This window comes from Brenneria goodwinii (assembly GCF_002291445.1).
In the GTDB taxonomy this organism is placed as follows: domain Bacteria; phylum Pseudomonadota; class Gammaproteobacteria; order Enterobacterales; family Enterobacteriaceae; genus Brenneria; species Brenneria goodwinii.
This window is the reverse complement of record NZ_CP014137.1, coordinates 4,856,868-4,883,242: the sequence shown is the minus strand read 5'-3', so window position 1 is coordinate 4,883,242 and position 26,375 is coordinate 4,856,868. Positions and strand designations below refer to the sequence as shown.

23 protein-coding genes, 1 tRNA gene and 3 pseudogenes are annotated in these 26,375 nt (G+C 48.5%); 10 read left to right on the top strand and 17 right to left on the bottom strand.

The features are described from left to right. Positions 1-15 precede the first annotated feature (15 nt). The 8 genes from ACN28R_RS21800 to ACN28R_RS21765 all read right to left on the bottom strand — a co-directional run bounded on the left by ACN28R_RS21800 (position 16) and on the right by ACN28R_RS21765 (position 8,201). Entirely contained in the window at positions 16-1,119 is a 1,104-nt protein-coding gene (locus ACN28R_RS21800) for a 3-isopropylmalate dehydratase large subunit (RefSeq protein ID WP_095835445.1), read from the bottom strand. Next, positions 1,116-2,258 (bottom strand): homocitrate synthase/isopropylmalate synthase family protein, encoded by a 1,143-nt coding sequence (locus tag ACN28R_RS21795; RefSeq protein WP_048637307.1) that lies wholly within the window; start codon positions 2,256-2,258, stop codon positions 1,116-1,118. The genes ACN28R_RS21800 and ACN28R_RS21795 overlap by 4 nt, the downstream gene beginning before the upstream one ends. Before the next feature lie 643 nt (positions 2,259-2,901). Next, the gene (locus ACN28R_RS21790; RefSeq protein WP_048637306.1) at positions 2,902-3,666 is read right to left on the bottom strand and encodes an SDR family NAD(P)-dependent oxidoreductase; all 765 of its coding nucleotides are present in this window, start codon (positions 3,664-3,666) and stop codon (positions 2,902-2,904) included. A 93-nt stretch (positions 3,667-3,759) separates the two neighbouring features. Next, positions 3,760-4,599, bottom strand: coding sequence for an EamA family transporter (locus ACN28R_RS21785; RefSeq protein WP_095835444.1), 840 nt, complete (start codon positions 4,597-4,599; stop codon positions 3,760-3,762). 42 nt (positions 4,600-4,641) lie between these two features. After that, complete coding sequence (tpiA, locus tag ACN28R_RS21780; protein WP_095835443.1) at positions 4,642-5,397, bottom strand: triose-phosphate isomerase; 756 nt, start codon at positions 5,395-5,397, stop codon at positions 4,642-4,644. A gap of 61 nt (positions 5,398-5,458) precedes the next feature. Continuing rightward, positions 5,459-6,406 (bottom strand): NAD(P)-dependent oxidoreductase, encoded by a 948-nt coding sequence (locus ACN28R_RS21775; protein ID WP_095835442.1) that lies wholly within the window; start codon positions 6,404-6,406, stop codon positions 5,459-5,461. Positions 6,407-6,420: 14 nt separating this feature from the next. Beyond that, positions 6,421-7,437: a type II glyceraldehyde-3-phosphate dehydrogenase gene (locus ACN28R_RS21770; protein ID WP_095835441.1), complete on the bottom strand. Its 1,017-nt coding sequence runs from the start codon at positions 7,435-7,437 to the stop codon at positions 6,421-6,423. Continuing rightward, on the bottom strand, positions 7,434-8,201 hold the full coding sequence (locus ACN28R_RS21765) for a hypothetical protein (RefSeq protein ID WP_145957985.1): 768 nt from the start codon (positions 8,199-8,201) through the stop codon (positions 7,434-7,436). The genes ACN28R_RS21770 and ACN28R_RS21765 overlap by 4 nt, the downstream gene beginning before the upstream one ends. Positions 8,202-8,621: 420 nt before the next feature. Between ACN28R_RS21765 and ACN28R_RS21760 the strand changes: the two genes are divergently transcribed. Continuing rightward, a complete protein-coding gene (locus tag ACN28R_RS21760) occupies positions 8,622-8,786 on the top strand; it encodes a hypothetical protein (protein WP_156186734.1) in 165 nt (54 codons plus the stop codon). A 209-nt stretch (positions 8,787-8,995) separates the two neighbouring features. Here the strand turns inward: ACN28R_RS21760 and ACN28R_RS21755 are convergent. Then, positions 8,996-9,413, bottom strand: a pseudogene (locus ACN28R_RS21755) (integrase core domain-containing protein); the annotation flags it as partial. Positions 9,414-9,646: 233 nt separating this feature from the next. Between ACN28R_RS21755 and ACN28R_RS21750 the strand changes: the two are divergent. Together ACN28R_RS21750 and ACN28R_RS21745 are read left to right on the top strand one after the other, a co-directional pair. Continuing rightward, a pseudogene (locus tag ACN28R_RS21750) lies at positions 9,647-9,764 on the top strand (IS3 family transposase); the annotation flags it as partial. A gap of 916 nt (positions 9,765-10,680) precedes the next feature. Next, on the top strand, positions 10,681-11,412 hold the full coding sequence (locus ACN28R_RS21745) for an integrase domain-containing protein (protein ID WP_236840163.1): 732 nt from the start codon (positions 10,681-10,683) through the stop codon (positions 11,410-11,412). 168 nt (positions 11,413-11,580) lie between these two features. Here the strand turns inward: ACN28R_RS21745 and ACN28R_RS21740 are convergent, their stop codons facing one another. After that, on the bottom strand, positions 11,581-11,826 hold the full coding sequence (locus ACN28R_RS21740) for a helix-turn-helix domain-containing protein (protein WP_095835439.1): 246 nt from the start codon (positions 11,824-11,826) through the stop codon (positions 11,581-11,583). A 105-nt stretch (positions 11,827-11,931) separates the two neighbouring features. Between ACN28R_RS21740 and ACN28R_RS21735 the strand changes: the two genes are divergently transcribed. After that, positions 11,932-12,195: a helix-turn-helix domain-containing protein gene (locus ACN28R_RS21735; RefSeq protein WP_048637299.1), complete on the top strand. Its 264-nt coding sequence runs from the start codon at positions 11,932-11,934 to the stop codon at positions 12,193-12,195. A 102-nt stretch (positions 12,196-12,297) separates the two neighbouring features. Continuing rightward, entirely contained in the window at positions 12,298-12,567 is a 270-nt protein-coding gene (locus ACN28R_RS21730) for a helix-turn-helix domain-containing protein (protein ID WP_048639778.1), read from the top strand. A 5-nt stretch (positions 12,568-12,572) separates the two neighbouring features. Here the strand turns inward: ACN28R_RS21730 and ACN28R_RS21725 are convergent, their stop codons facing one another. From ACN28R_RS21725 to ACN28R_RS21710, 4 genes and pseudogenes are all read right to left on the bottom strand, one after another. After that, positions 12,573-13,937 (bottom strand): tyrosine-type recombinase/integrase, encoded by a 1,365-nt coding sequence (locus ACN28R_RS21725; RefSeq protein ID WP_095835438.1) that lies wholly within the window; start codon positions 13,935-13,937, stop codon positions 12,573-12,575. Between the two features lie 558 nt (positions 13,938-14,495). Next, positions 14,496-15,188: a hypothetical protein gene (locus ACN28R_RS21720; protein ID WP_095835437.1), complete on the bottom strand. Its 693-nt coding sequence runs from the start codon at positions 15,186-15,188 to the stop codon at positions 14,496-14,498. Between the two features lie 404 nt (positions 15,189-15,592). Further along, positions 15,593-16,468: pseudogene (locus ACN28R_RS21715) on the bottom strand (integrase domain-containing protein). A 791-nt stretch (positions 16,469-17,259) separates the two neighbouring features. Continuing rightward, positions 17,260-17,505 (bottom strand): helix-turn-helix domain-containing protein, encoded by a 246-nt coding sequence (locus ACN28R_RS21710; protein ID WP_095835436.1) that lies wholly within the window; start codon positions 17,503-17,505, stop codon positions 17,260-17,262. A 104-nt stretch (positions 17,506-17,609) separates the two neighbouring features. On the opposite strand from ACN28R_RS21710, the gene ACN28R_RS21705 reads away from it, so the two are divergent. Both ACN28R_RS21705 and ACN28R_RS21700 read left to right on the top strand, forming a co-directional pair. Then, positions 17,610-17,867, top strand: coding sequence for a helix-turn-helix domain-containing protein (locus ACN28R_RS21705; RefSeq protein WP_095835435.1), 258 nt, complete (start codon positions 17,610-17,612; stop codon positions 17,865-17,867). 86 nt (positions 17,868-17,953) lie between these two features. Next, a complete protein-coding gene (locus ACN28R_RS21700) occupies positions 17,954-18,208 on the top strand; it encodes a helix-turn-helix domain-containing protein (protein ID WP_048637329.1) in 255 nt (84 codons plus the stop codon). On the opposite strand, the gene ACN28R_RS21695 is transcribed toward ACN28R_RS21700, so the two are convergent. The 3 genes from ACN28R_RS21695 to orn all read right to left on the bottom strand — a co-directional run bounded on the left by ACN28R_RS21695 (position 18,195) and on the right by orn (position 20,584). Then, entirely contained in the window at positions 18,195-19,529 is a 1,335-nt protein-coding gene (locus ACN28R_RS21695) for a tyrosine-type recombinase/integrase (RefSeq protein ID WP_095835434.1), read from the bottom strand. The two genes, ACN28R_RS21700 and ACN28R_RS21695, sit on opposite strands and share 14 nt — an antisense overlap. 225 nt (positions 19,530-19,754) lie before the next feature. Next, a tRNA-Gly gene (locus tag ACN28R_RS21690) sits at positions 19,755-19,830 on the bottom strand. A gap of 211 nt (positions 19,831-20,041) precedes the next feature. Further along, positions 20,042-20,584 (bottom strand): oligoribonuclease, encoded by a 543-nt coding sequence (gene orn, locus ACN28R_RS21685; protein ID WP_048637298.1) that lies wholly within the window; start codon positions 20,582-20,584, stop codon positions 20,042-20,044. Between the two features lie 165 nt (positions 20,585-20,749). Here orn and rsgA point away from each other — a divergent pair, with 165 nt between their 5' ends. From rsgA to mscM, 3 genes are all read left to right on the top strand, one after another. Next, positions 20,750-21,805, top strand: a complete 1,056-nt coding sequence (gene rsgA / locus ACN28R_RS21680) for a small ribosomal subunit biogenesis GTPase RsgA (RefSeq protein WP_095835433.1) — start codon at positions 20,750-20,752, stop codon at positions 21,803-21,805. A gap of 161 nt (positions 21,806-21,966) precedes the next feature. Next, positions 21,967-22,944, top strand: a complete 978-nt coding sequence (asd, locus tag ACN28R_RS21675) for an archaetidylserine decarboxylase (protein ID WP_048637296.1) — start codon at positions 21,967-21,969, stop codon at positions 22,942-22,944. A 63-nt stretch (positions 22,945-23,007) separates the two neighbouring features. Further along, positions 23,008-26,334, top strand: a complete 3,327-nt coding sequence (gene mscM, locus ACN28R_RS21670; protein ID WP_048637295.1) for a miniconductance mechanosensitive channel MscM — start codon at positions 23,008-23,010, stop codon at positions 26,332-26,334. The last annotated feature ends 41 nt before the right edge of the window (positions 26,335-26,375 follow it).

Genomic DNA, 26,375 nt, shown 5'->3' with positions numbered 1-26,375 from the left:
TCGTCACCATGGTAACTAAATCTCAGGATACAAGGCAGGAATACTCCCTTGTGTGCCTAGACAAGCGCTACAACCCGGAGGAGAGATGATCGCTCCAGCACGCATAAGTTTTTCGATATAGCCGCGTTCCATTGCTTCTATGTAAACCTTGCGAGAGCCGGGAGTTACGAGACACTGTACGTTTGGATGGACTTTGGCTCCATTCAAAACTGCAGCAGCTTCAGCAATATCTTCCAAACGCCCATTTGTGCAGGTTCCAATAAAGACATAGTTGATCTTTAGGCCTTTACATTGGTCTAACGGAACCGTATTCATGGGCGAGTTGGGTTTTGATATCATTGGCGGCAAACCATTGATGTCGATGCTAATGACGCGAGGGTCTTCTGCATCTGGCATACATATTGGTTTCATCCCCTCAGGCCGACCTTTTCCCGGTGGAAGAAACGCGCATTTAGCGCCCATTTCGACAGCCAGATTGGCGATGGATGCGCAAGAATCCAGCGTTAAATCATCCAGCCATGAACCTATCCACTCTACCGACTTGTATAAAAATGGATGTTGTCCATTTATTGCCAGTACATAAAGAACAACATCCCTGGCTCGGGTCACTGACGCTGGACGACCTTTGACGTTAACCCAAATTGTTCCGGGAACGCGTAACCAAGTTTGCCCTGTCACCATAGCTGCAGCACAATCGGAAGCCCCCATTCCGAGAGATAAGCATTGGGCGGCTCCGCCGGTACAAGTGTGTGAGTCTGAGCCAATAACGATAGAACCTGGTTCATACCAACCTATTTCTAAAGCAACCACATGACTGATTCCTTCGCCAGGACGAAAAACTCTTACTCCCAGTCGTGTAGCCAGCTTTTCAGCTTCCCGTAGTCTGGCTGCGATATGTTTGTCAGGTGCGATCACGGAATGGTCAAAAAAGATCCCTACGCGACTCGGATCAAAGACATCGTCAAAACCATACTTTGTGAAAAGAGTTCGGATTGTCGGCGAGTTGCCGTCCTGGAGGTAGACTCTATCCACCTGGGCCGTCACTAACTCGCCTTCATTGACGCGATCACAACCAGCATGTGCCGCTATTATCTGTTCTGCAAGGGTTGGCTGGGTCATTTTGTGACCTCCGATGCCGGCGCCAGGGTGTTATAGAGCTCGCATAGCTGCCCAGGAGTGAGCGCTTTTCCTTGAGAAATTGCTTTCGCTCTCACCTCTGAGAGACATTTAACTAGCATGTCTTCATCGATTGCGTAGCCAAAGTTCTCCAATACGCTCCGCAATGTCGCTCGTCCGGAGTGTTTACCAATTACGTACTTACGGATATTACCAACTTCTTCAGGAGCAAATGGCTCGAAGGTGACTGTATCTTTCAGCATCCCGTTAACATGAATGCCAGACTCATGGGCAAAAACGTTGTCCCCCACAATAGGCTGCCATGCGGGGAGAGGTTGATGGCTCGCTTCAGCCACGATCTCGGCAAGTTCTTTCAAGTTATCAGTTTTGAGTTTCAAATCCCGGCCATACAGATGTTTGAGAGCTAACGATGTCTGTGCAAGATCAGGCATGCCAGCGCGTTCGCCCATGGCATTCACGCAGACATGGAAATATTTAGCTCCCGCTTTCAACCCAGCAATAGTATTCGCAACGGCTAATCCGAAATCATTATGGCAATGACATTGAAGATCAATCTGGGAGACCCTCCCCACAGCTTCAACACGTCGGCTATATTCTTCAGGAGAGAGGATGCCAATCGTATCTGACAGCCTTAAACGATCTGCTCCTGCCTCGGTAATAGCAGATGCATATTCCTGGAGGAAAGGGATATCGGTACGACCAATATCTTCAGCGCTGATTGAGACATATACCCCTCGATCTTTAGCGTATTTCACAAGGTCAGAAGCTTTTTGAATAAGCCATTTACGATCCTTGCCTACGCTTTTTTTCAGGTGAATGTCAGAAGTAGGTAATCCAATGTGAACAGCCTCAAAGCCAAGATCGATTGACGTTGCAATATCCCCACGTATTCCACGATTCCAACCTACTAAAATGGCCTCATCCTTTCGTTCAAGTATGGCGCAAAGCGTATCAAGTTCTTCACCCCCCATAGCAGCGATTCCAGGTTCGATCCATTTCACACCTGTGTCCAGGAGCTTATTGAATATCTTCAGCTTAGTTTCTTTTGAAAAGGCGACACCTGGTGCTTGTTCACCATCACGCAATGTCGTATCTTCCAGGATAATATCTTTTCTGATCATGATGTTTATTCCTCTTCTATGTGTAGTCTTGTCATAAACATTTAACCAAACTGTAATGAAAACATATTAAATTTAAATATCTTTATTAAAGATATATAGATCAAACGATTAATTAGAACGTTGTATGTTCTTAAAACTCTACAGGCCAAAGTGGATTAAAAAATAAAAACGTAATTATTTGTAGATGCAGGGGAAATTTATAGTTTACAGGTTAACCATTCAAAATAATATAAATAGCATTGGCATTAGTAACTCTTATAAATTAAAGTGACCGTGTTTATTGGAATGTCAATGTTACCTGTCGAGAATATTCAATAATTGATAAAATTTAAAAAAAATTAAAATCCGCTATATATGACTTTATTTCGGGATAGTGCTATTTATAGAGTACTCAGTTAAAGTTGCATCCCCGGATACGAAACTATCATCAAGTATTTTATTTAGAAAATAAATGTCATACAAAGAATTGGGATATTTCATCGATAAACACCTACCCAATTAATATTTGCATTCCTCAATGAACAGGCTCTGATTATTTAAATTAGTAATTATTATTTGTTTGTCTATTTATCAGAATACAGAATATGGAAGGGATTGGTTTCCAGTAATATTCTATTCGGAACAGCTATTTGAGATTGACTGTTTAGCCACTGATTGAGTACCCACCATCGACAGGAATAACTGTGCCTGTAATAAAATCGGATGCCTTGCTTGCCAAAAAAACTGCTGCACCAGCCAAATCACTCGGCATGCCCCAACGATGAGCAGGTGTTCTATCAAGCACGTGTTCATGCAATCCCTTTACCTGAACGCGCGACGATTTTGCCATATCGGTTTCTATCCAGCCAGGGAGAATTGAATTTACTTGTATGTTGTCTTTTGCCCAAGCCGTTGCAAGCGAGCGGCCCATTTGTACAATTCCACCTTTGCTAGCGCCATATGGAACACTAAGTGGCATGCCGAAAATCGATAGCATTGAGCCAATATTAATAATTTTACCCCCTCCAGATTTTAGCATGTGCGGATAGGCGAGTTTGGAACATAGAAATGCACCGGTAAGATTAATATCTATAACCTGGTACCATTCTTCAAGGGTATACGTCTCGGGGGGTTTACGTATGGTAATACCAGCATTGTTAACAACAATATCAATATGACCAAGTTTATTAGCAATTGTTTCGAACATAATTTCACACGCTCTTTCATTGCTAATATCCAGTTGAATTGCTATTGCATTTCCACCGTTTTTTGCAAGAATCGCGACTGCTTTATTATTTTTATCCTTTTGGCGCCCAGCGATGACAACAGTGGCTCCCGATTGGGCTAGACCCAAGGCAATACCAAGACCGATGCCACCGTTTCCACCAGTTACTACCGCAACACGACCAGTGAGATCGAAAAGATTCATGTAAACCTCTCTATCTACTTATGACAGCGTTAATATAATAATGAAATCAAAAGCAAACAAACTGTACAAAAGATTAAATGTTAATCACTACGGCTAGCGTATGTTAAGAAAAATACCAAAAACGATTAATGCCGCAGAAATAAAACGCAGTAAACCAAAGCCTTCTTTTAAAATAAACGTTGAAATAATAACGGCAAAAAGTACGCTTGTTTCACGTAAAGCGGATACAATGCTTAGAGGTGCTTGTGTCATTGCCCAAATAACAATCCAATAAGCGCCGACCTGCATCACCCCCGCAACTGAAGAAGACTTAAAATTTGAACGAAGCACCAATACAATTTCTTTGTATTTTACAATTAATGCAATAAGGAAGGTAAGCAAACCATTACCTATTGTCAAACAGACCGCGAAACCTAGCGCTGAACCTGATTGCCGTGCACCTATACCATCGACAAGCGTGTAGGAAGCAATGAAAATACCAGTTCCGATTGCGAACAATAAGGAGCGAGGGTTTTGGGCCTGACCGTTTTTTTTTGCCCATGTAAGAATGATAATACCGAAAGCTAATGCGACAACCCCTATAAGATGTGCTCCATTAAGTATTTCTCCAGCAAATAATACGGAACCGATAGTCACTAGTAGCGGAGCGACTCCGCGTGCTATAGGATAAACCTGCCCAAAATCACCATAATTATAAGCTATCGGTAAACAAAAATGGTAAGTTGTATGGAGTAATATAGCAAGAGTAAGGAGAGGCCAACTGTCAGGGGCTGGAAGCTGGACAAATGGTAAAACAAAAGTAGAAAAAAGACTTCCCAATAGAGTTATTACTGCCATAACGGCAATTTTATCACCACTAACTTTGACTAATGCATTCCAACTAGCATTAAGTATTGCTGCAAGCAGAACAATCATTGTTATTTGCAGACTCATATTTCAAACATCCTCATAATTATCTCTCACAAGGAGTTAAACTTAGCTTAATGCATTATTTAAAAGAGCTAAATAATCTTCGGATTTCATGGCTGCTCGGCCTACAAGCCCCCCATTAACATTCGTCGTGTTAAGAAATTTCACAACATTAAGCGGAGTTACTGAACCACCATAGATGATACGTAATTGGTTCGCTTTTGTACCAAGTTTTTCTGATAAGCAGCTACGGATATATGAATGGATGATAGCAACATCCTGCTCTTTTGGTATTGTTCCGGTACCAATAGCCCAAATCGGTTCATAAGCAATTACGGTATTTAGTGGTGATGCTTCAGATGGTAATGATTGTTCAATTTGGTTTGCAAGAACTTCAAATGTGCTTCCTTTTTTGCTCTCCGCGAGTGTTTCCCCAATGCAGATAATAGGGATTAATCCTCCTCGCCAGGCAGCTTTGGCTTTAGCATGTATCAAGCTATTAGCCTCACCGTGGTCTATTCTTCGTTCTGAATGGCCCACTATAACGTAGCTGGCTCCTGCATCTTTAAGCATTTCGGCAGAGATATCGCCGGTATGAGCACCAAATTTTTCGATCGCGCAATCCTGTGCTCCTATTTGTATTGGGGTGTCTCTTGTAATCTCTGATGCGAGCGAAATCAGGGTGGCCGGTAAACAAATTAATGATTCGATATTATCTACTTCAGGAAAGGCTTCAACAATATTTTGTAATTCTTCTAACGAAGATTTCAGTCCATTCATTTTCCAGTTTCCGGCAATAAGTGGACGAATGGATTGGGTCATAACGATAATCTCCTTAATAGTAAAAAAATCTGTTCAATAATGAATGTTTTCGATTTTATTTCTATGATTTTTTGTTACAAGGATATGGATATATTGATGCGAATTTAGTAACTTCTGACAAAATCCTTTCTGCGATAGCCTGCTGTGACTGATAGCTTTGAGCCCCAACATGTGGGGTGAGCACCACATTTTTTAAAGAAAATAGGGATTCATTTTCGGCTTCTCCACCCTCATTGTAATGAACATCCAACCCTGCCGAATCCAATGTACCATTACTAAGCGCATTAATCAGGGCATCCTTTTCTACAATGGCAGCCCGCGCTGTGTTTATTAGAATGGTTCCATGTTGCATTGAAGAAAATTCCTTAAGTCCAATTAGTGAACGGGTTGTTTTCCCCAATGGTAAATGGACAGAGATTACATTGCACTTCTGAAGAAGCTCAATTAAAGATGTGCATGGTGATATATTGAACTTACTCATAATATTAATTTTTGATTCTTTTTGAATGGAGTGATCCCAGGCAAAAACAGGTGCGTTAAGAGAACGAACCATTATTGAAAAGGCCTGACCGATTCGCCCAAATCCAATAATTCCAATGCGTCGCGAGTCTAAAGAACTCGCAATGTAATCATTTTTCAGTCCCCAATCTCCCCTGCGCACAGCGTCATTAAGTATGGGGATATTGCGTAGGCATGAAAAGAGTAACGCCAAAGCCAGCTCTGCAACACTTTCTGTAGAACCACCAGTTGCCACTACCTCGATGCCACGTTTTTTTGCCGCGGAAAGATCGATAGTATCAAGTCCAGCTCCTGCTTTAATTATTTTTTTTAGATTAGGCAGTTTCTGCAAAAGATTTCGATCAACATGCAATGCACCACGTGTTACAAGTAATGATACTTCTGAGGCATATTTTGTGTCCAAAGCAGTAGAAATATCTATTGTCGAAAATTTTTCGGAAAGTCTAGTTTGCAAACTGGAGTTATATTGTCCGCTTAACGCAATAAGCATAGTTACTCCTATAATCACAGATAGTTAGAAATTGCCAGATCGGTTCGATGCCTAGCTTGGTCAATTTTTTTTTCGAGACCGCTCATCGCAAAGAGAACATCAAGAGTTTCAGGGATAACTATCGACTCCATATGAATGCCAGCAGATAAAAGAACTTCGTTTCCAATAATATGGATGCCTTTGCGCCAGATCACAACATCGCTGCAATCACAGCGTGTTGAGGATTTATTGATGCGACGTAATTCCAAGAGTGAACCAGAACCATCAATGACTCGTACTCTTGGCATTTTTTCAAGCGTAGATATGGCTATATCTAAAGATATCGGCTCACTAAATTTAGCGAAAAGAGTGACAAGGTGTCCACAGTTTACAGGAGCATAGGAAGCGAGTGTAATGATATTTAAATTCGGCCAAATAACTCTGATATCTTGGCCATGGTGTGATTCACCAAATGTGGATATTATGGCGTTAGGTTGCCCTTTCATATACTTATCAGGGTCAGTAGCAGATCTAGTTAATACAGCTCTAATTGTTTCTACAGTACCTAAGCGATCTAGAGCTTGAGCTATTCGGATTAAACCGGTTGAATTGCAACTCATGACTCGTACAGATGGAGCGGATATAGCTTCTTTAAAGCCAATACCTGAACAGTAGTTAACTGATGCTAAAGATGAGGACTCTCCTCCTTGATAAATAACTCTAACATTTGCGTGTTCATACCATTGTTGGAGCTTGGCACCATTTCCTCTTGAGGTACAGTCAAGAACAAAATCACTTTTCTCAAGTAGATCGCTTAATTTGCCAGCGCAGGGGATTTGAGCCGGAAATATACAATCATTTGTACTCGAATAGATAGGGATTCCGGACTCTACCATCGGGGATAGCGCTGGCGATATACTTCTAACAGCGATACCAGACACTGAAAATTCGGGTATATGAGATACAACATCCACTAACCTTTTTCCGATTGTTCCTAATCCTACCAAAGCAATCCTCAATGAGGGAGACGAGCTGATTAAGTCTGTTCTCATAATCGACCTCGTAAGCCTGAATTTAGAGCCTGGTTGAGTTGTATAAACCGCTGAGACTGTGGCAGTGTGGGAGAAACTATGGCTCCGATCTGCTCCGCGAGTTGCATAGAAACTACGGCATCAGTAACAGCCAACCATACATTGACTTGTGAATTACTGTTATTTCTGCAAAATGTTTCATTTAGTACCACGACATAGGGATAGGACGCATCTGCCCATCCCATATCGCGTGCAAATTCACAAAGTGTCGCTGTATCTCGGATTCCTAACCACTTAGCGGGGATTACTAGTCGATCAGATGAGGCCAATGTATTGAGCATAGTTCTCTCATCAAGGATGGTCGGGCATTGAGCAATAAGATTGATGATCCAGCATCGCGTGTGCCCAATCGATGCGAAAGAAAATGTCCAGTTACTGCTATCAAATGTTTTACTCGGAGATAAAACGACTGCATCTATTGCACCGATTTCCAGTAGCGACTTATACCCGCCGACGGGGGCCAGAATTGTTGCATGGCCGGATACACACGCCAATGTTGATTGAAAAAACTCAAAAGCAATCCTCCATGAAGGCGGCAAGTATAAAATATGTACATCTTCAGTTTGAGGCACTTCATCAGCCGGCTTGTCTAATTGGAGTACTATATGACGATCTGACACCTTCAAATGACAGCTTTTTGTGCCAAAATTTAATATTTCAGAAGGCCATCCCGCTTTTGCAGCAAAATTAATGCCTCTCTCAATTATTTGGATGGCCACATTCATGCTTATTCTCTCTCAATAAATAATTTGATAAAATCAAAAGTTTATAAAAATCTCACTATTAAATTAAGTAATTGCAAGAAAACCTACATCGACCATCTCCTATAGTATAGTAAGGATAAGACTAAATATATCAATCGATATTTAGTCACAATGAATGTGAGTAAATTTAAAATAACAATATTAGCTACATCATCCATTGTATTTTGTAATGCAAATCATCAAATAGTCGTAACATAAGTAAAACATTACCTTTAAATACAGATAGTTATATCAACACGCATTTATTGTGCTTGAAATTTTTTTATTTTTATTAATATTTATACAAGTTAGAAAATAAAGATTTTTAGTTGGTTGCCTGTCGTCAGTTCACCATCACGCAGCGAATTTGTTAATGATTAAACCAAATTAATGGAGGACTACATGAAAATTAACAAAATCACTTACAGCTTATTTCGACGTGTACGCAAGGTATTGTTTAGACCGTCTCCGTTAGCTTTTATTGAGATAGATGGTGTTGTATTGCCGAAACTTATTGAGAAACAAACAGATGAAGGAAACAAGGCGCAAAATCAAAAGAAGAAGTAAGACGGACGATTTATTCATATAGTTATATGTATCACCAAAATAAAAGTGTAAGATCGCTACAATAAAAAACATCGTTTTATCGAAATATAAGTAAGCGTGCGTGCGCAATTCCTTAAAGTTACAGCTGGTTTTAATATTAGTAGATTGACAGGTGTTACGCCAAAATCATCAGTGGATTTGACCCTATATATCCAGACGTTTTTGCTCTCTTACGGTTGCGATAACTTCCTGCGTATATATTCCCGTGGTGAGCGATAGCCCAGTGCACTATGCGGATGATGTTCGTTGTAATGACTGAACGCCACCGCCAGATTCATCACCGCTGTCCGGTTTCGGCATGATGCTGATGTAGTCCCGTTTTATCGTCTTCACGAAGCTTTCTGCTATGCCGTTGCTTTCCGGGCTTCTCACTGCTGTCGTGCAAGGCTCCAGTCCCAGCAACCGGGCGAACACCCGCGTTTCATGAGCCCTGTAGGCTGAACCGTTATCCGTCAGCCATTCCAGCGACTCTGTTGGCAACTGCCTTCCGAAGCGTTTTTCCACCGCACCTAACATGACATCCTGCACCGTTTCTTTGTCATAGCCTCCGGTGCTCGCTGCCCAGTCAATGATCTCCCTGTCGCAGCAGCGCCCACACACGGCGATAACCATACGTCGGCAGGTCAGCCACCGCCATGTTTATTCGGGACAATAGGTGGTATCGTCAGAACGGGGCTGCCGTCTGTGATCCTGTGGTGTTGACCCCATATATCTGTACACCTATTCCCTCTTAGTAGAATATTCTCGGTCTCTGGGGTAGTCCATTTCTGAAGAGCATACACAACTAGACCTTTTTTCAATTCAGGGCGACAACTATCCGGGTGGTGAGTTGGTCGATGTCGGAAAGGATGAAAGCGAAACTGGTATGCGGCGTTGTGGCGTCGGAAAATGCCACGGGGAGTCATAGTGCATTCTGACAGGGGGAGCCAGTATGTAAGTATCCCAATAATCAGGACCATTCACTTTTAGCGATCTCTGACATGCTAATTATGCCTATCTGAGAAGAACATCATGCTCAAAGCCCGATTCACATCCAATGCTTACGGTTCTTTCGTCACCCTCGACGTTAGCAGATAACTCGGTCCCCCCCTGCATTTAGCATTTATTCGATCTGCGCCAACATCAAGCCGTCACTGCCACCGCAGTGACGGCTTGATGCAACTCAGTAACAATCAACGCCCTATTCATTGCTGCCTGCGTGACGATGCTCCGGCATACTGCCCCAGCAACAACCTTCCGGCGGGTCTGAACACCGGAAACATGGCACAGCGTATATGCTGCGCTGGCCGTACCCATCCGGCCATCCCAAAGGCATTGGCTCCTGCGAGTGTCTGTCCGATCAGGATGGAGCCATCCAGACGCTTCCGGCTCATTCCCAGCGTCGCCCCTTAATCGGGTTGAGCCTTTTTTCTCTCAGGGTATTACTGGCCCAATTTAATCAATGTCTCTTATCCGTAGCGGCCGCAGGCCCGCATTTTCTTTTCATCCATCTGCAACAAAGGAGGTTTTATCACGTTTTTCAGGCAATACCCTCCGCCCGGCTTTCCAGCAGGAAACAAGTCGGATGCCTCAATCTGAGGCAACAGACGTTCTGAGCGTCTGGCCCCAGCCCTTCGGGGATCTTGTCGCAGTGAATGCGGCGAGTTGGCAATTACACTAACCCGATTTCCTCTCAGAACAAGCGAATTAACTGTAGCAAAAAGACCGACAAAGAGGAGGCTGATTTGGATGACCTGACATGGACGCTGAACCAGCTTTGCCGACGCAACCGGGACGGTAGCCATACCACGCAGGCAGACAGAAACGGTCTCTGACGCTGATTGCCCGCCAGTTGCGCGAATCCGGTTTCCGCCAGATGCGCGCTACTTCGCTTAAAGGTAAGCATATCAACACCCTGCTGACGCGCTGGCAATCAGAGGATTTGTCCGCCGGCACACTAAAGAACCGGCTGGCGCATCTGCGCTGGTGGGCGGAGAAGATTGGCAAACCGGGCCTGCTGCCCGCCGACAACGACCAGTTGGGCATTCCCAAACGGCGCCATGTCACCAATCAGAATAAAGCCCAAACGCTGAACGATCGGCTCGACCGTATCCGCGATCCGCAGGTAAAAATGAGCTTGCGTTTGCAGGCTGCCTTTGGGCTACGCCGAAAAGAGTGCCTGCTGTTCCAGCCCCGCTATGCCGACCGGGGCGACCATATCGCATTGAAAGGCACATGGACCAAAGGCGGTAAAGCACGTACCGTCCCCATCACCACACCAGAACAACGGGCCGTGCTGGATGAAGCCCACGCGCTGGCGGGAGCCGGTTCGCTAATCCCGGCGCAGAAAACCTATATCCAGCAGCGGCATCTGTATGACGGTCAGTGCAAAAACGCCGGACTCAGCGGCATGCACGGTTTACGCCATCGTTACGCCCAGATGCGCTATGAAATCCTGACCGGCTGGCTGGCACCCGCCGCCAGTGGCCCCGGCTATAACCACCTGACGCAGGAACAACAAACCATCGACCGTGAAGCGCGGCAAATCATTAGTCGGGAACTGGGGCATGAAAGATTACAGATCGTGTCGCTCTATCTTGGACGATAAAAAGGGTCTTCTGGATCAAAAAGGCAGGAAATGGCCGAAGGGAATAGATATTAAGGGGCAACGGACCTGCCAGAAAAAGGGAAAAGGCACTCTGCCCTATTTCACGGTATCCCAGTCGCGGCTGCCAGCAGACGACGTCATAAACAGCCTTCAAGCCCCTTCAAGTTTTCAATCCTGCTCCCCTTCCCAATCCTGACCACGGCTGATGCCCTGATAGCGGGAAGGCCAGATCTCTTCCGGCCGTTTGTTCAACGCTTCGGCAATTAAGCGCTCGCCCTTCGGCCAGTGTCGCGTCAGCGCATTTGCCAATGTAGATGACGCTAATCCCGCCTCTCTGGAGATCGCCGCCAGCGTTGTGCCACGTTTTCTCAAACCAGCGATAATATCCGCCGGATGCCAGTCATTACCATCCATTACCCTCTCCCCCATGATTTTATCCGCCATGTTCAGTATCTCTAAACAACTACAATGTTAAGTAATGCTAAACACTAAGTCAATAGCTTATCTAGGGTGTTGATCATGCTTCCCGGACGTCTTAAATCCGCACGGTTAAACGCGCATCTTACTCAGGAAAAACTGGGTACGCTGGCAGGTATTGAAGAGGAAACCGCGCGGTCACGCGTCTCGCAGTATGAAAATGGGATACATCGCCCGACATTCGAAATGATGTGCGCCTTTGCGAAGGTGCTACATGTGCCGGAGGGTTATTTCTACACCCTTGATGATAAATTTGCGGCCATGCTGCTCGACCTTTATCGCCAATATAAAGCGCATTCCCTCTGATCTTTCTCTTATCTCAAGCCGACTCTGTTCAGGGACTCTAAGCAACTCGCCTGTAAAGCAATGCTAAACATGACGTCAATATTGATTATTGATGGTGTCACTATGTTACCTGCTCGCCTTAAAGCTGCCCGCCTGCGTGCCCAAATGACGCAGGAAAAATTGGGGGTACTCGCTGGGATTGAAGAAGCCACCGCGCGGTCGCGTGTCTCCCAGTATGAAAGCGGCACACATCGCCCGACATTTGAGACGATGTGCGCCTTTGCCCGCGTTCTTAACGTCCCCGAAAGCTATTTTTATACCCTTGACGACGACTTTGCAGACATCATCCTGAAACTATATGACGGTGAAGTCGTTCAGTGGACAAAGGGATAACCCGCTCATTGCAAAATAAACTCACGTAAAAACAGTATGCCCTCGTCGGGCAGCATTCGACCGTCAGCCATCGCTTTCAGCGTGTTTTCAAGTACGCTGATTTTTGCAACGCCATAATTAACCTCACCGGCTCCATTCGCCGCCCAGCGATCAAGCCTATCCGCCCACTCCTGCATCATGCGCCGCCGCTGTTCCGCATACTGCGCATGATTGTAGGCCGCGCTGACTTTGTTGGGGTCGGCGTGGGAAAGCTGCGCCTCAATCCACATTTTGGGATAGCCGATTTCGTTGAGCGCCGTCGAGATGGTGGCGCGAATACCGTGGCCGGTTAGTTGTTCCGCATACCCCATACGGCGCAGCGCGCCATTAAGCGTATTTTCGCTGATGCGTTTATTTAAATCGCTACGATGGGTCAGCAAATATTTTTGAGCCGGTTTCATCTGCGCCAGCAGATGATGCACAATGTCGAGCGCCTGAGCGGGTAACAGCACAACGTATGGCGGAATAGCCTGAGCACGCTTGCCGTGCCTGCGCATAGCATTCTGCAACTGCTTTATATTCTCCGGCGGAATGATCCATAGCTCACGCGTCAGATCGAACTGATCCGGCGTTGCCAGCCGCAGTTCTCCGGTGCGAACCCCGGTCAATAGCAACAACCGGATGCCAAGCTGCGTTTGCATATCGCCTGCGTAGTTGCTCAGCTTCCGGAGTAATGACGGCAGCTCGTGGATAGCGAGATAGGGATTATGCCTGACGGGTGGCTTAGGGGCCGCCACCACGTCCAGATCCGACGCCGGGTTAGTTTCCAGCCCTTCGATTTTCACCAGCGCAAAGCGAAACAGCTGGTTAAACCACGTACGCACTTTTTCCGCGATGGTCAGCGCCTTGCGCCGTTCAATACGGGCAATCATCTCCAGCAGGTCAGAGCGACGGATCTCAAAGATCGAACGCTCGCCCAGAATGGGCAGCACATCTTTAGAAAAAATACGCTGGATTTGCGACAGGGTACTTTGCCGCCCTTCTCTGAGTTCGAGTCTGCGGTGGTCAAGCCAAAGGGAATAGACGGCTTTGAAGCTGTGTCCGGCGGCCAGACGCGCGGCCTGCCGCTTTTGTTTGCGAACAGTGCAGGGGTTGATGCCTTTAGCCAACAGCTCGCGAGCGTCATCACGTAATGCGCGCGCTTTGCGTAAGCCGATTGCAGGATAACGTCCCAGAGAGAGGCGCTTCTGTTTACCCAGCCAGTAATAGCGGAAATGCCATGACTTACCGCCCACCGGCGAAACAACCAGACCGAGGCCATCGCAATCAGGAAGATGAAAGGTTTTACCGTTGGCTTTAGACTGCCGGATAATCAAATCGGAAAGTGCCATGACAAGAACTCCAGGTTGAGACTCAGGCTCTATACTTGTCATTGCCTTTATTTGATCCCAGCAACAATCCGCAACGCGTTGCCACCCTGTTTTTTTGGCCTCAATTCTGGCCTTAAAAAGGCTGGCCGTGGGTGGTTTTCAATGGATTGCTTTGGAAACAAAAAAAGAGCTTTTCGCTCTTTTTTCATAGACCTACAGACATCATTGGACATCTATAGAAAAGAAATTGGAGCGGGAAACGAGATAGTCATTTCTCGCTCAATCGGCTGATTCAACGAAGGTTTTTGGTACACCTTGTTGGTTGACTGGCTATATTGTGTACTAGGTTGGGGAAGTTGGCAAGGCGAGTATTTTTCATTAAATTACTTAAATAACTTCGCATAATACCGCGATACCCTTAGAAAGCGTGTGGGGCAAGTCGTTAGAGCTTTTCACTATCAAATAGCCGCCTGATAAGCTCTTCGTCGTTGCACGCGATTTGAAGGTAATATAACTCATTGCGCATCAATTAAATTATTAATGTTTAATATAATGAACTACGTTACAAATAGAGTATTATCATTTATGATCAGCATTATTCGAGAAGGACATGGGGTCATAAATCTCATCAAATTTACAAGGATCTATAGTTTTGCCATTGGTGATATATTCCTTGGCTTTATCTTGAGCACTTTTCAAATAGCGTAGGTAATCTCTATGATCCTCTGTATACAGTGACAAAGCGGGATTATCCTTACGAATTAAATGAAACCGAACTTGCCATTTAAGGGCGGCACAATTAAGAAATTCTGCTTTAACTTTCTTTCCCCAAGTATCACTTAACTTATTTATCTCTTTTTCATTGGCTCCATTAATATATTGAGTGTATGCATTTGATGATAATTCACACAATTCATATATTCCAACATTTATCATATCAACAAGAGAGTGAATCATCTGATAAGAAATACGCTGATTCTGATTAAGAGATAATAAAGCATCTTTATAGTAGCACTTAAAAATTGGATTCGATAAACCTGCTGCCGATTTATTACCAATACATTGAGCACCGTACATTTGTAAATTGCGGGTATAAAATAAAATAAGTCTATCAAGTTCCTTATCTATATCGGAAAGCTCCTCAAGTAGAAGCCTCCGTACCTTCCTCCTTTGAGATAAGGATTTAAAACTATTAGTAAGCTGTGCTAGTATCCAACCAGCGAAAGCAGATACCACTCCAATAACGATTTTTAGTAGTTCTTCCTCAGTCACTGTCCACTCCTAGAAAAATACAAATGATAATTTATCTTCACTTATATTTAAGAATTTTATTTACGGCCAAAAACAGATTATAATAATATATATTAATCGATTGAAAATCGATAGTATAAAAATTAAAGATAAAATATTTAATCTAAGCATCTCACCTACACATATCCATTATATAAATAGTTGTACCAAATAGTATTCAACTTTTATCTAATACTTAAAAAACAATAAATTAGGAGATTATCACTGTAAAATGGCGCGGCATCAAACTTATCAAATGTTGCTCTAACGCAACTGTCATATGCCATAAAATGACAGGTGTAGCGTAGCATTATTACTCGCAGCTATTTATAGCCCCAACTGGCAACAACACAAACGTATATGCCAACCTAAATTGAGATAGAATCTTATACCTCTTTACCATAAACTCGCCCCACATACCGCCCTCGCCCATCCCCATGCCCTAAATCCATCGATACCAGCGCACTGGCTTCCCGATTGCTGAAACCCTGCTGCCGGTAATAATGCATCGCATCCTGCGCCCATGCGTAACGCAAGCTGTGCGGGGAATATTGCCCCTTTAGTCCGGCCAGAGCCGTTTGTGAGCGCCAGCGATTGATGGCGCTTTTCAGATCCGGTTTATCAATCAGCTGACCGTTATGAATAGCGGCAACTACCAGCGCCCGATTCACTGTCTGCGTTAACGCTTCCCGATCCAGAACTCGCGTTTGCCGGGGTCGTCCGCCTTTGGTACCGAATATCACCGTCAGGTGTTCGTTGCCTCGCTCCAGCGCCGTGGCCCATGTCTTGAGCGACTGCGAACACTGCACCGCTTCCTGCGAACGTAGGCCCATCATTCTCGCCAGTTGTAGCGTTAGTGCCAGCCCAGCGTCTTTCTGTTGCAGGATTGCCAGCACCGCCTGATAGCGTTCCGGCGTGATAGCTTTCCGCGTGCCGTCCCTACTGGCGCCGCCCAGACCTAGAGCCTTGTTGCTCAGCCGTTCCCCATCCGCCAGCTTGTTCCGCTCGGCAGTCCGCAGCATCACTCGCACTGCGGCCATCTCGTTATGCAGCGTTCGCAGAGTAATTCCCTGTTCTAGTCGCTCAGCGACATAACATTCGATGTGTTTCGCTTTCAGATGCTGCACCGCACGGATCTAAATATTCAAAGACAGCAGATGACTGGCAAGCCGCTCTGCAATTTTTAGTCGGTCATGTACCGTCTTATGGCTGCCGCCAGCCTGTCGGGCCAGAGTCTGCATTTCCCGGCTTAGTCGTGACATATGCTATCCCCCCCATCATCGATAACCTCTGTTCTCCGGCGCACGGCGATTTACGACACGGATTTACCGTTACCGTGCCGCACTGAACAATACCTGCGCGCCGGAGCGGCAGCGGTTGAGGTATGGCGGGGATATCGGTTATGCACTCGGTGCAGCCGCCTGCATCAGCAGGGTAATCCCCTCAGGCTGAAAGCCTGCCTCAGATATCGGTTCAGTCCTCCTCTGATAAGTGGGTCGATGAAAATTGACGCAGAAAATGTGCGTCAGATGACAGGTCGCGCCGGAAAGCGCTATGGCGCGAGGGCTGGCGCAGAGATTGTTCGCGGCGTCACTTGCAACGGCTTTCCGCCGTATGAAGTGACGCCGCTGCCTCATGGATGCATTCGCTGAGGCAGTAAAAGGCCGCAGACGGTTGCGCCAGCTATAAAGGTTGTTGTACGCATCAATGTGTATGCGAAAGGCAGAACAAACAGGATGCAGCCCTAAGGCGTTGGGATAAGGTAGCTACCATCGCCGCAGCGATCACCCGTAAACCGGTAGCGAGGCGGGTTGGGCGTCGACCACACAGGCTGGGCCTGCGCGTTGCCTTGAAGGTCGTGGCAACGTGGCGTGCTGCGTGCAGCAGCGATGTGACACTGACAATCTACTCGCCAAAATCCGTATATCAAGCGGCTAACGCGCTACGCTTGTTGGCTCCTTACTGGATTTCTATTCCATAGAAATCCAGTAAGGAGCGTCTAAATCCACTAACAGGATGAAAAAAATTTTGTAAATTTTCACCGGGTGGGTTTTCAATCCCTCTCCCCTTCTCCGCCCTGCCCGCGCCCGATATCCTGATAGCGTGAAGGCCAGATCTCTTCCGGCTGTTTTTTCAGTGCATCAGCAATTAAGCGCTCACCCTTCGGCCAGTGTCGCGTCAACGCATTCGCCAGCGTGGACGAGGCCAGTCCCGCCTCTCTGGAAACCGCAGCCAGAGTTGTTCCCTGCTTTCTCAAAGATGCAATGATATCAGCAGGATGCCAGTCATTTTTATTCATCTCTCTAACTCCTCTCCATAACGAATTTCATTAATTATCCTGTTTTGGGATAATTAGTGAAATGACTGATATTCGATTTTGGGATATCAGTCAAGGTTAACGAAATGGCGTCAATTTATTCAGAAGAATATCAAAGCGTTATAAAAACGCTTCGGGAAGCCAGAATCAGGAAAGGCATCAGCCAGCAAAGTCTGGCCGAATCGTTAGGCCGACCGCAGTCGTTTATCGCCAAAGTCGAAAGTGGTGAGCGCCGGCTGGATGTTGTGGAATTTGCCTGTATCGCACACCTGCTATCCATCGATACCGCCACAGTTTTAGAGAAAATAATGAATAAAAAACAGTTAAGTAGACATAAGCCCTGACCAACCGCCGATGCTGTTAATCCTATTTTGGGATAAATCAATCCGTCATTGATAGTCAATCCGGTCTTTCTAGCGGAATTGATCAGATGGCTTCCATTTACTCCGATGAATATCAACGCGTTATCAAGGCGCTACGCGAGGCGCGCATAGCGAAAGGGGTCACGCAGGAAAGTCTGGCTCAGGCGCTGGATCGCCCTCAGTCGTTTATCGCCAAGGTCGAAAACGGAGAGCGCCGGTTAGACATCGTCGAATTTGTCCACCTTGCCCGTTTGCTCTCGATCGATCCCATCAGCATCATTGGCAAGATCCCGGCGAAACATAAGCCGCTTAGCGCAAAATAATTTCACGTAACAACGGCGAGCCTTCCACAAGCTGCATCCAGCTGCTTGCCGCGATACCGAGCGCACCGATACCTCGCGGCACAGCGGTTTTCATCACTGCTTCCCCACCCTCCCACCGATCCAACCTGTCGGCCCATTCCTGCATCATCATCCGCCGCTGCTCAACGTAAACCGCATGGTTATAGGCCGCCCGGATCTTATTAGGATCGGCATGGGATAGCTGCACCTCGATCCACTCTTTCGGGTAGCCGGGTTCGTTAAGCGCCGTCGAGATCGTCGCCCGGATGCCGTGACCGGTTAGTCGGTCTGCATAACCCATACGTTTCAGCGCGCTGTTAAGCGTATTTTCGCTGATGCGCTTTTGCAGGTTGTTGCAGTTGGGAAGCAGGTAGCCTTGCGCAGGTCGTCGCTTCTGCAACGTTAAAAGCGCTTTCACTATGTCGATGGCCTGTCGCGGCAGCGGCACCACATAAGCCGGAACGCTGTTACCTTCCCGGCGCATCCTGACCTGCAACTGTTTGACCGATGCGGGCGGAATAATCCACAGCCCGCGTTTGAGATCGAACTGGTCAGGTTCGGCAAGGCGCAACTCGCCGGTACGCACGCCGGTCAACAACAGCAGGCGTAAGCCCTGTTGGGTTGTCTCCTGCCCGTGGTAGTCGCGCAGCTTGCGCAAAAAAGACGGTAACTCATCCATGCGCAAGAAGGGATTATGCGTCACCGGCGGTCGGGGCGCGGCCACAATATCCAGATCGCTGGCCGGATTGTAGCGCACGCCTTTTTCCACTTTGGCATAGCGGAATAGCTGATTCAGCCACGTTCTTACTTTCTCAGCGGTGGTAAATGCCCTCCGCCGCTCAATCCGGCGCAGCACTTCCAGAATATGCGACGGCTCTACATCGAAAATCGGCAGACCACCCAGCGACGGCAGCACGTCTTTAGCGAAGATGCGATCGATCTGCGACAGCGTGCTTTGTCGTCCGCTCTCCAGACTCAGCGCCTTGAAGTCGCGCCACTGGCGGAATACCGCGTCAAAGGTATTCTGCGCCGCGGCTTTGGATTGCTGGCGATAGCTGCGCGGATCGTTACCCGCAGCCAACTGCGCACGCAATTCGTCGCGCTGCTGGCGCGCCTGTTTCAGGGAGAAGGCGGGATAAGAACCAAGCGAGATTCGCTGCTGTTTACCCTGCAACGAAAAGCGGAAGTGCCATTTCTTCGCGCCTTTACCGGTCACGAACAGTGACAGCCCATCGCTATCGTTCAGGGTATAGGCTTTGCCGGTGGTGCGGGCCTGCCGGGCGACGGCATCGGTTAACGCCATAGGGTATGCCTCCTTCAGTGCTGAAGAGAGGTGTACCGCGCACAGGGAAGCGACTCAGCAAACAATCCGCATCGATAACGCACCCAATTTTCGTGTACTAATTTGTGTACTACTTCGGCGTGGTTGACGGTGGATTTCAGTGGATTTCGCTGGATGCTCAACAGAGCGATTACCCTGTTGAATCAGAGAGCTACAGACGTTGGTGGCTGTCTATAGAACAAGAATTGGAGCGGGAAACGAGACTCGAACTCGCGACCCCGACCTTGGCAAGGTCGTGCTCTACCAACTGAGCTATTCCCGCTCGGGATTGATGACCGCGCAAATACAAAATTCTGCATCGGTACGGGGTGCGCATTATACGAGAAATCCTTTCGACCGCAAGCCCCTCAAAATGAAAAAATGTTCGACTGCCGATAAAAAGAGCAATACGGCGGTAAAACGCGCAATCACGGCCTGAAGAATGCTGTGCGGTTTTCCCTTTCCGTTAACACATCGCCTTCAGCCCGTTAGGTCTAAAGCTGGATAAAGTGCTCGCGGTAATAAGCCAGCTCCGCCAGCGATTCACGGATATCATCCATGGCCTGGTGCGTGCCCTGTTTTTTAAAACCAGCCAGAATCTCCGGCTTCCAGCGACGCGCCAATTCTTTCAGCGTACTAACATCCAGATAACGGTAATGGAAGTAGGCTTCCAGTTCCGGCATATAGCGGAACAGAAAACGGCGATCCTGGCCGATGCTGTTGCCGCAAATAGGCGACTTGCCGGCAGGCACCCACTCTTTCAGGAACGCTAAAGTTTCCAGCTCCGCCGCGCGTTCATCAATCTTGCTGGCTTTCACCCGGTCAATCAATCCGCTGGCGCCGTGGGTACGAACATTCCATTCATCCATCAATGCCAGTTGGCTATCCGGTTGATGGACCGCCAAAACCGGCCCTTCGGCCAATACATTTAAATTGGCATCGGTTACAAGTGTGGCAATTTCAATAATACGGTCCCGTTCAGGATCCAATCCCGTCATTTCAAGATCGATCCAGATTAGGTTATTTTCGTCTACCATCGTGGGTATCCCTGTTTAGCATTGTGCGATTACCTGACTGTTAACGCCAATCACGCGTCAACCCGAATACCCGACTGGTGGGCATCAGTTAATTAAAATCAAATAGGGTGTATTATAGTCGCTCCAGTCGCCATGAGCGATCATCATGCGGTCAAGTGAGGTTCAGTGAGCAAAAAGAAACTGTCAAAAGGTCAACAACGTCGGGTTAGCGCCAATCATCAGCGTCGTCTCAAGCATGCGGATAAAAAAAGTAAAGTCGAATGGGAGGATAGCCAACTGGGCGACGCCCAAGAGGGCATTATTATCAGCAGGTTTGGCATGCACGCAGATGTGGAATCCGCCGATGGCGCCCTGCATCGCTGTAACATTCGCCGCACCATTAAGTCTCTGGTTACCGGCGACCGCGTTGTCTGGCGGGCCGGCAACGAAGCCCTGGCGGGTATCAGCGGCATCGTTGAAGCGGTCCACCCGCGCCATTCGGTGCTGACTCGTCCTGACTTTTATGACGGAGTGAAAACGATCGCCGCCAATATCGATCAGATCGTCATTGTTTCGGCCATCCTCCCTGAACTATCACTTAATATTATCGATCGCTATTTGGTTGCCTGCGAAACACTGGAGGTTGAACCGCTGATCGTCCTTAACAAAATCGATCTACTGGATGAAGAAGCCCGTCAGTTTGTTGATGGCCTGATGAATATCTACCGCGCGCTCAACTATCCGGTGATTATGGTCTCAAGCCATACGCAGCAGGGTATCGCCGAACTGGAACAGGCGCTGACCGGACGCATCAGTATCTTTGCCGGGCAATCAGGGGTGGGTAAATCCAGCCTGCTCAATGCGCTGTTGGCGCTGGGGGACGAAGGCATCCTGGTCAATGAGGTCTCGGACAATTCAGGGCTGGGGCAACATACCACCACGGCCGCCCGGCTTTATCATTTCCCTCATGGCGGCGATGTGATTGATTCGCCGGGAGTTCGCGAATTCGGGCTCTGGCATCTGGAGCCGGAACAGGTTACCCGCGGCTTTGTTGAATTCCGTGAATATATGGGCAGTTGTAAATTCCGGGACTGTAGTCATGACAACGATCCGGGCTGCGCCATCCGCGCGGCGGTTGAGCGTGGCGAGATTGCCGAAGCGCGTTTTGATAACTATCACCGGATACTGGAAAGCATGGCTCAGGTAAAAACGCGTAAAACCTTTTCCGATACGGATAACTGACATTTATCTTATCCATCGCTACAATGCGCACCCTTGTATGGCGGGCGGCCCTATCCGACGCCTTTACGAATCGTCGCAGGCGGCGTTTAACATCGCTCCTGACGATTTTTCTCCCGGGAATTTTTTATTCAATGGCGCACCATTAACCCAAGAGGCTCACTGTGTTGGATAATATCAAAATCAAACTACAGTATTGGCTTCCCAAAATCTGGCTGACCCGCTTGGCTGGCTGGGGAGCCGATAAACCGGCAGGTAAACTCACCAAGCTGGTCATCGATCTGTTTGTTCGTTATTACAAGGTCAATATGCAGGAAGCGCAGCAGCCTGATACCGCCGCTTACCGCACCTTCAACGAATTTTTTGTTCGACCGCTGCGATCCGACGCCCGCCCTATCGACTCTCACGCAAATCGTCTGGCGCTGCCTGCCGACGGCGTATTATCGCAGTTTGGCGCCATCACCGACGGCAAACTGCTTCAGGCTAAAAACCATCATTACTCCCTGGAGGCGCTGCTGGCGGGAAACTATGTCATGGCGGAGCTGTTCCGCGGCGGCATGTTCGCCACCACCTATTTATCGCCGCGCGATTATCACCGCGTCCATATGCCGTGCGACGGCGTGCTACGGGAAATGATTTATGTTCCGGGGGATTTATTCTCCGTGAACCTGCTGACGGCGGCAAACGTACCGAATCTTTTCGCCCGCAACGAGCGCGTGATTTGCCTGTTCGATACCGCATTCGGCCCGCTGGCGCAGATTTTGGTTGGCGCGACCATTGTCGGGAGTATCGAGACCGTCTGGGCGGGGATCGTCACGCCGCCGCGGGAAGGCATTATTAAACGCTGGACCTACCCTCACGCCGAAGAGGAAGGCGCGATTGCGCTGACGAAAGGCCAGGAGATGGGACGCTTTAAGCTGGGATCCACCGTGATCAACCTGTTCTCCGCGGATCAGGTTAGATTTACCGACAACCTTAATTGCCTTGGCGTTACTCGTATGGGTGAACCTTTCGCCGAGTCGCTGGATGAAGAGCAAGCGGACGAGGCGCCACAGCAGAGCGCGGCTAACGATACTTCCGGACAGCCTCAACCGGCAGAGATCAAAGCGGTCGATGTCGGCGCGACGGACAATCCGGGTTGAAAACCCTCCGCGCCGTCACTCATCCTGATTATTATTGCAAGTTAAGTTAAAGGTAGGACAAGCGTGCGTCTGATTGCGATTTTTCTGCTGGGATGTCTGTTATCAACCGCCTCATTGGCCGCTCCGCTGCCCAATGAGGCACAGTTACGCCAGCAATTGCAGCTAGCAGAAGCGAACAAAGGCGCCGCCGATCAGGCTTCGATTGTCGAAGAACTTCAGCTCGCGCTGAATGCTCTGCAGGAGCGTAATGAATCCCTTGAGCGTGCGGCGCAATACCAGCGCGTCATTGATGATTTTCCCAAGCTCATACAGGAACTGCGCCGGCAGATAACGGCGGAAGACGAGAAACCGTCAACCATTGCGGAAAACCAGTCCGTTAACGATCTTGAGCAGCAAACCTTGCAGATCAGCAGCCAGCTTCTGGAGCAGGCCCGCCAACTCCAGCAAGAACAGGATCGATTGCGGGAGGTCGGCGATTCGCTGGGGCAGTTGCCTCAACAGCAAACCGAAGCCAGCCGCTCGCTCAGCGATATAGAACGCCGCATTCAGCTGATGGGTACGCCCTCCTCTCCGCTGGGCCAGGCCCAACTCACTGCCTTGCAGGCGGAAGCGGCGCTGCGTAAGAGCCGGGTTGATGAGCTGGAACTGGCGCAATTATCCGCCAGCAGCCGTCAGGAGTTATCCCGTTTACGCGCCGAGCTGTATAAAAAGCGTCACGATAACCTGGACATCCAGCTACAGAATTTTCGAAGCAAAATCAATAATCTGCGCCAAAGAGAAGCCGAGCAGGCGCTTGAGAAAACGGAACTGCTGGTAGAGCAAAGCGGTGAGTTGCCTTCCGTCATCAGCGAGCAATTGAAAATCAACCGTGAATTGTCTGTTTCCCTGAACCAGCAGGCCCAGCGTATGGATCTGATCGCGTCTCAGCAGCGTCAGGCTACGACGCAGACTCTCCAGGTGCGCCAGGCGCTGAGCACTATCCGCGAACAGGCTCAGTGGCTCGGCGTGTCGCCAGTGTTGGGGGAAACGTTACGCGCCCAGATCGCCCGTCTGCCGGAAATGCCCAAACCGCAAAAGCTGGACAGCGACATGGCGCAACTGCGCGTACAACGTCTGCATTTTGAGGATTTGATTAACAAGCCCCACGACGTTGACCAGGCAAAACAGGACGACGGCACGCCGCTAACCGGCACCCAGCAACGCATCCTGAACGATCAGTTGCGCACCCAGCGTAATCTGCTGACGTCGTTGATTTCCGGCTGTGATACGCAAATTCTCGAATTAACCAAACTCAAGGTCGCCAACAGTCAGTTGGAAGATGCGTTAAACGACACCCGGGAAGCGGCGCACCGTTATCTTTTCTGGGTTGCCGATGTTGACCCGATTACGTTTTCCTACCCGCTGAAGCTGGTGCAGGATCTCACCCGCTTGCTGTCGCTGGATACCCTGACCCAACTCGGCAGCGCCATGGTGATGATGGTCACCAGCCGCGAAACCGTGATCCCGCTGCTGGGCGCGCTGCTGCTGGTAGGGTTCAGTATCAGTTCCCGTCGTCATTACCATGCGTTTCTGGAGCGCGCCAGCAGCCGGGTGGGTAAAGTGACGCTCGACCATTTTATGCTGACGTTGCGCACCGTATTCTGGTCAATTCTGGCCGCCCTGCCGCTACCGGTGCTCTGGGCCGCCTGGGGTTATGGGTTGCAAAATGCCTGGCCTTATCCGATGGCCGTGGCTATCGGCGACAGCGTAACCGCCACCGTGCCATTAATGTGGGTGGTGATGATCAGCGCATCATTCTCTCATCCGCAGGGGCTGTTTATCGCCCACTTCCGTTGGTCGCCTGAACGGGTGGCCCGCGCCATGCGCTATTATCGCCTGTCGATCGCCTTTATCGTGCCGTTAATTATGGCCCTGATCACCTTTGATAAACTGAACGATCGTGAGTTCTCCAGTTCGCTGGGACGCCTGTGTTTCATCTTACTTTGCATGGCGCTGAGTCTGGTCACCACCGGGTTGAAACGGTCGGGTATTCCGCTTTATCTGGATAAAGAAGGTTCGGGGGAAAACCCGGTTAACCGGGCGATGTGGAATATCTTGATTTGCGTCCCGATGATCGCCGCGCTGGCGTCCTGTATTGGCTATCTGGCGACGGCCAAGGCCTTGCTGGTGCGTCTGGAAACCTCGGTTGCCATCTGGTTCTTCCTGTTGGTGATTTATTATATTATTCGCCGCTGGATGCTCATTCAGCGCAGGCGCATCGCTTTCGATCGCGCCAAACATCGTCGTTCTGAAATTCTGGCGCAACGCGCCCGTGGAGAGGATGACTCGCCATCCGCCACATCTTATGAAAGCAGCTTGGAAGCGGTTGAAGAACCGGTCGTGGATCTGGACGCCATCAGCGCCAAATCATTGCAGTTGGTCCGTTCAATACTGACGCTGATCGCGTTGGTTTCGGTGATTGTGCTGTGGTCCGAAATTCATTCCGCGTTTGCTTTCATGGAAAACATCAGCCTGTGGGATGTGACCAATACGGTAAGAGGCGTGGAGAGCGTTCAATCCATTACGCTGGGCTCCGTCCTGATTGCCGTGCTTATTTTCGTCATTACCGCGCAACTGGTGCGCAACCTGCCCGCGTTGCTTGAACTGGCGCTGTTGCAGCATTTGGATCTCTCCCCTGGCAGCGGTTACGCCATCACCACCATCAGCAAATATATTTTGATGTTGATTGGCTGCATGATGGGATTCTCGCTCATCGGCATTGAGTGGTCCAAACTGCAGTGGCTGGTTGCCGCGTTGGGTGTCGGGCTGGGCTTCGGCTTACAGGAAATTTTTGCCAACTTTATTTCCGGGCTGATAATTCTGTTCGAAAAACCGATTCGTATCGGCGATACCGTGACTATCCGCGATCTCACCGGCAGCATCATGCGCATTAATACCCGGGCGACCACCATATCCGACTGGGACCGCAAAGAGATCATCGTGCCGAATAAAGCCTTTATTACCGAGCAGTTTATCAACTGGTCGCTATCCGACTCGGTAACGCGCGTGGTGTTAACCATACCGGCCCCCGCGGATGCCGACAGCAAAGAGGTCACGGATTTGCTCATGGATGCGGTCAGCCGCTGTTCGCTGATCCTGGATAACCCCGCGCCAGAAGCCTTTCTGGTCGATTTGCAGCAGGGCGTGCAAATTTTTGAACTGCGTATCTTCGCGGCGGAAATGGGACACCGCATGCCGTTACGCCACGAGCTTCATCAATTGATTCTGGAAAATTACCGTAAACACAATTTGATTATGCCGTATCCCCCGTTCCAGGTGCGGATGGAAAGCCTATCGCGTAAGGGAAGAACGCTGTCGTCGGCCAGCAACCGAACCTCCGGCGGCGTATAGATATGAGAAGGGTGCGTCGCCATCGCACCCTACTTAATGCG

Bases quoted from the DNA above. Each gene is read 5' to 3' on its own strand.
- ACN28R_RS21800 (WP_095835445.1), bottom strand. From the start codon at position 1,119: ATGACCCAGCCAACCCTTGCAGAACAGATAATAGCGGCACATGCTGGT.
- ACN28R_RS21795 (WP_048637307.1), bottom strand. From the start codon at position 2,258: ATGATCAGAAAAGATATTATCCTGGAAGATACGACATTGCGTGATGGT.
- ACN28R_RS21790 (WP_048637306.1), bottom strand. From the start codon at position 3,666: ATGAATCTTTTCGATCTCACTGGTCGTGTTGCGGTAGTAACTGGTGGA.
- ACN28R_RS21785 (WP_095835444.1), bottom strand. From the start codon at position 4,599: ATGAGTCTGCAAATAACAATGATTGTTCTGCTTGCAGCAATACTTAAT.
- tpiA (WP_095835443.1), bottom strand. From the start codon at position 5,397: ATGACCCAATCCATTCGTCCACTTATTGCCGGAAACTGGAAAATGAAT.
- ACN28R_RS21775 (WP_095835442.1), bottom strand. From the start codon at position 6,406: ATGCTTATTGCGTTAAGCGGACAATATAACTCCAGTTTGCAAACTAGA.
- ACN28R_RS21770 (WP_095835441.1), bottom strand. From the start codon at position 7,437: ATGAGAACAGACTTAATCAGCTCGTCTCCCTCATTGAGGATTGCTTTG.
- ACN28R_RS21765 (WP_145957985.1), bottom strand. From the start codon at position 8,201: ATGAATGTGGCCATCCAAATAATTGAGAGAGGCATTAATTTTGCTGCA.
- ACN28R_RS21760 (WP_156186734.1), top strand. From the start codon at position 8,622: ATGAAAATTAACAAAATCACTTACAGCTTATTTCGACGTGTACGCAAG.
- ACN28R_RS21745 (WP_236840163.1), top strand. From the start codon at position 10,681: ATGCGCGCTACTTCGCTTAAAGGTAAGCATATCAACACCCTGCTGACG.
- ACN28R_RS21740 (WP_095835439.1), bottom strand. From the start codon at position 11,826: ATGGATGGTAATGACTGGCATCCGGCGGATATTATCGCTGGTTTGAGA.
- ACN28R_RS21735 (WP_048637299.1), top strand. From the start codon at position 11,932: ATGCTTCCCGGACGTCTTAAATCCGCACGGTTAAACGCGCATCTTACT.
- ACN28R_RS21730 (WP_048639778.1), top strand. From the start codon at position 12,298: ATGTTACCTGCTCGCCTTAAAGCTGCCCGCCTGCGTGCCCAAATGACG.
- ACN28R_RS21725 (WP_095835438.1), bottom strand. From the start codon at position 13,937: ATGGCACTTTCCGATTTGATTATCCGGCAGTCTAAAGCCAACGGTAAA.
- ACN28R_RS21710 (WP_095835436.1), bottom strand. From the start codon at position 17,505: ATGAATAAAAATGACTGGCATCCTGCTGATATCATTGCATCTTTGAGA.
- ACN28R_RS21705 (WP_095835435.1), top strand. From the start codon at position 17,610: ATGGCGTCAATTTATTCAGAAGAATATCAAAGCGTTATAAAAACGCTT.
- ACN28R_RS21700 (WP_048637329.1), top strand. From the start codon at position 17,954: ATGGCTTCCATTTACTCCGATGAATATCAACGCGTTATCAAGGCGCTA.
- ACN28R_RS21695 (WP_095835434.1), bottom strand. From the start codon at position 19,529: ATGGCGTTAACCGATGCCGTCGCCCGGCAGGCCCGCACCACCGGCAAA.
- orn (WP_048637298.1), bottom strand. From the start codon at position 20,584: ATGGTAGACGAAAATAACCTAATCTGGATCGATCTTGAAATGACGGGA.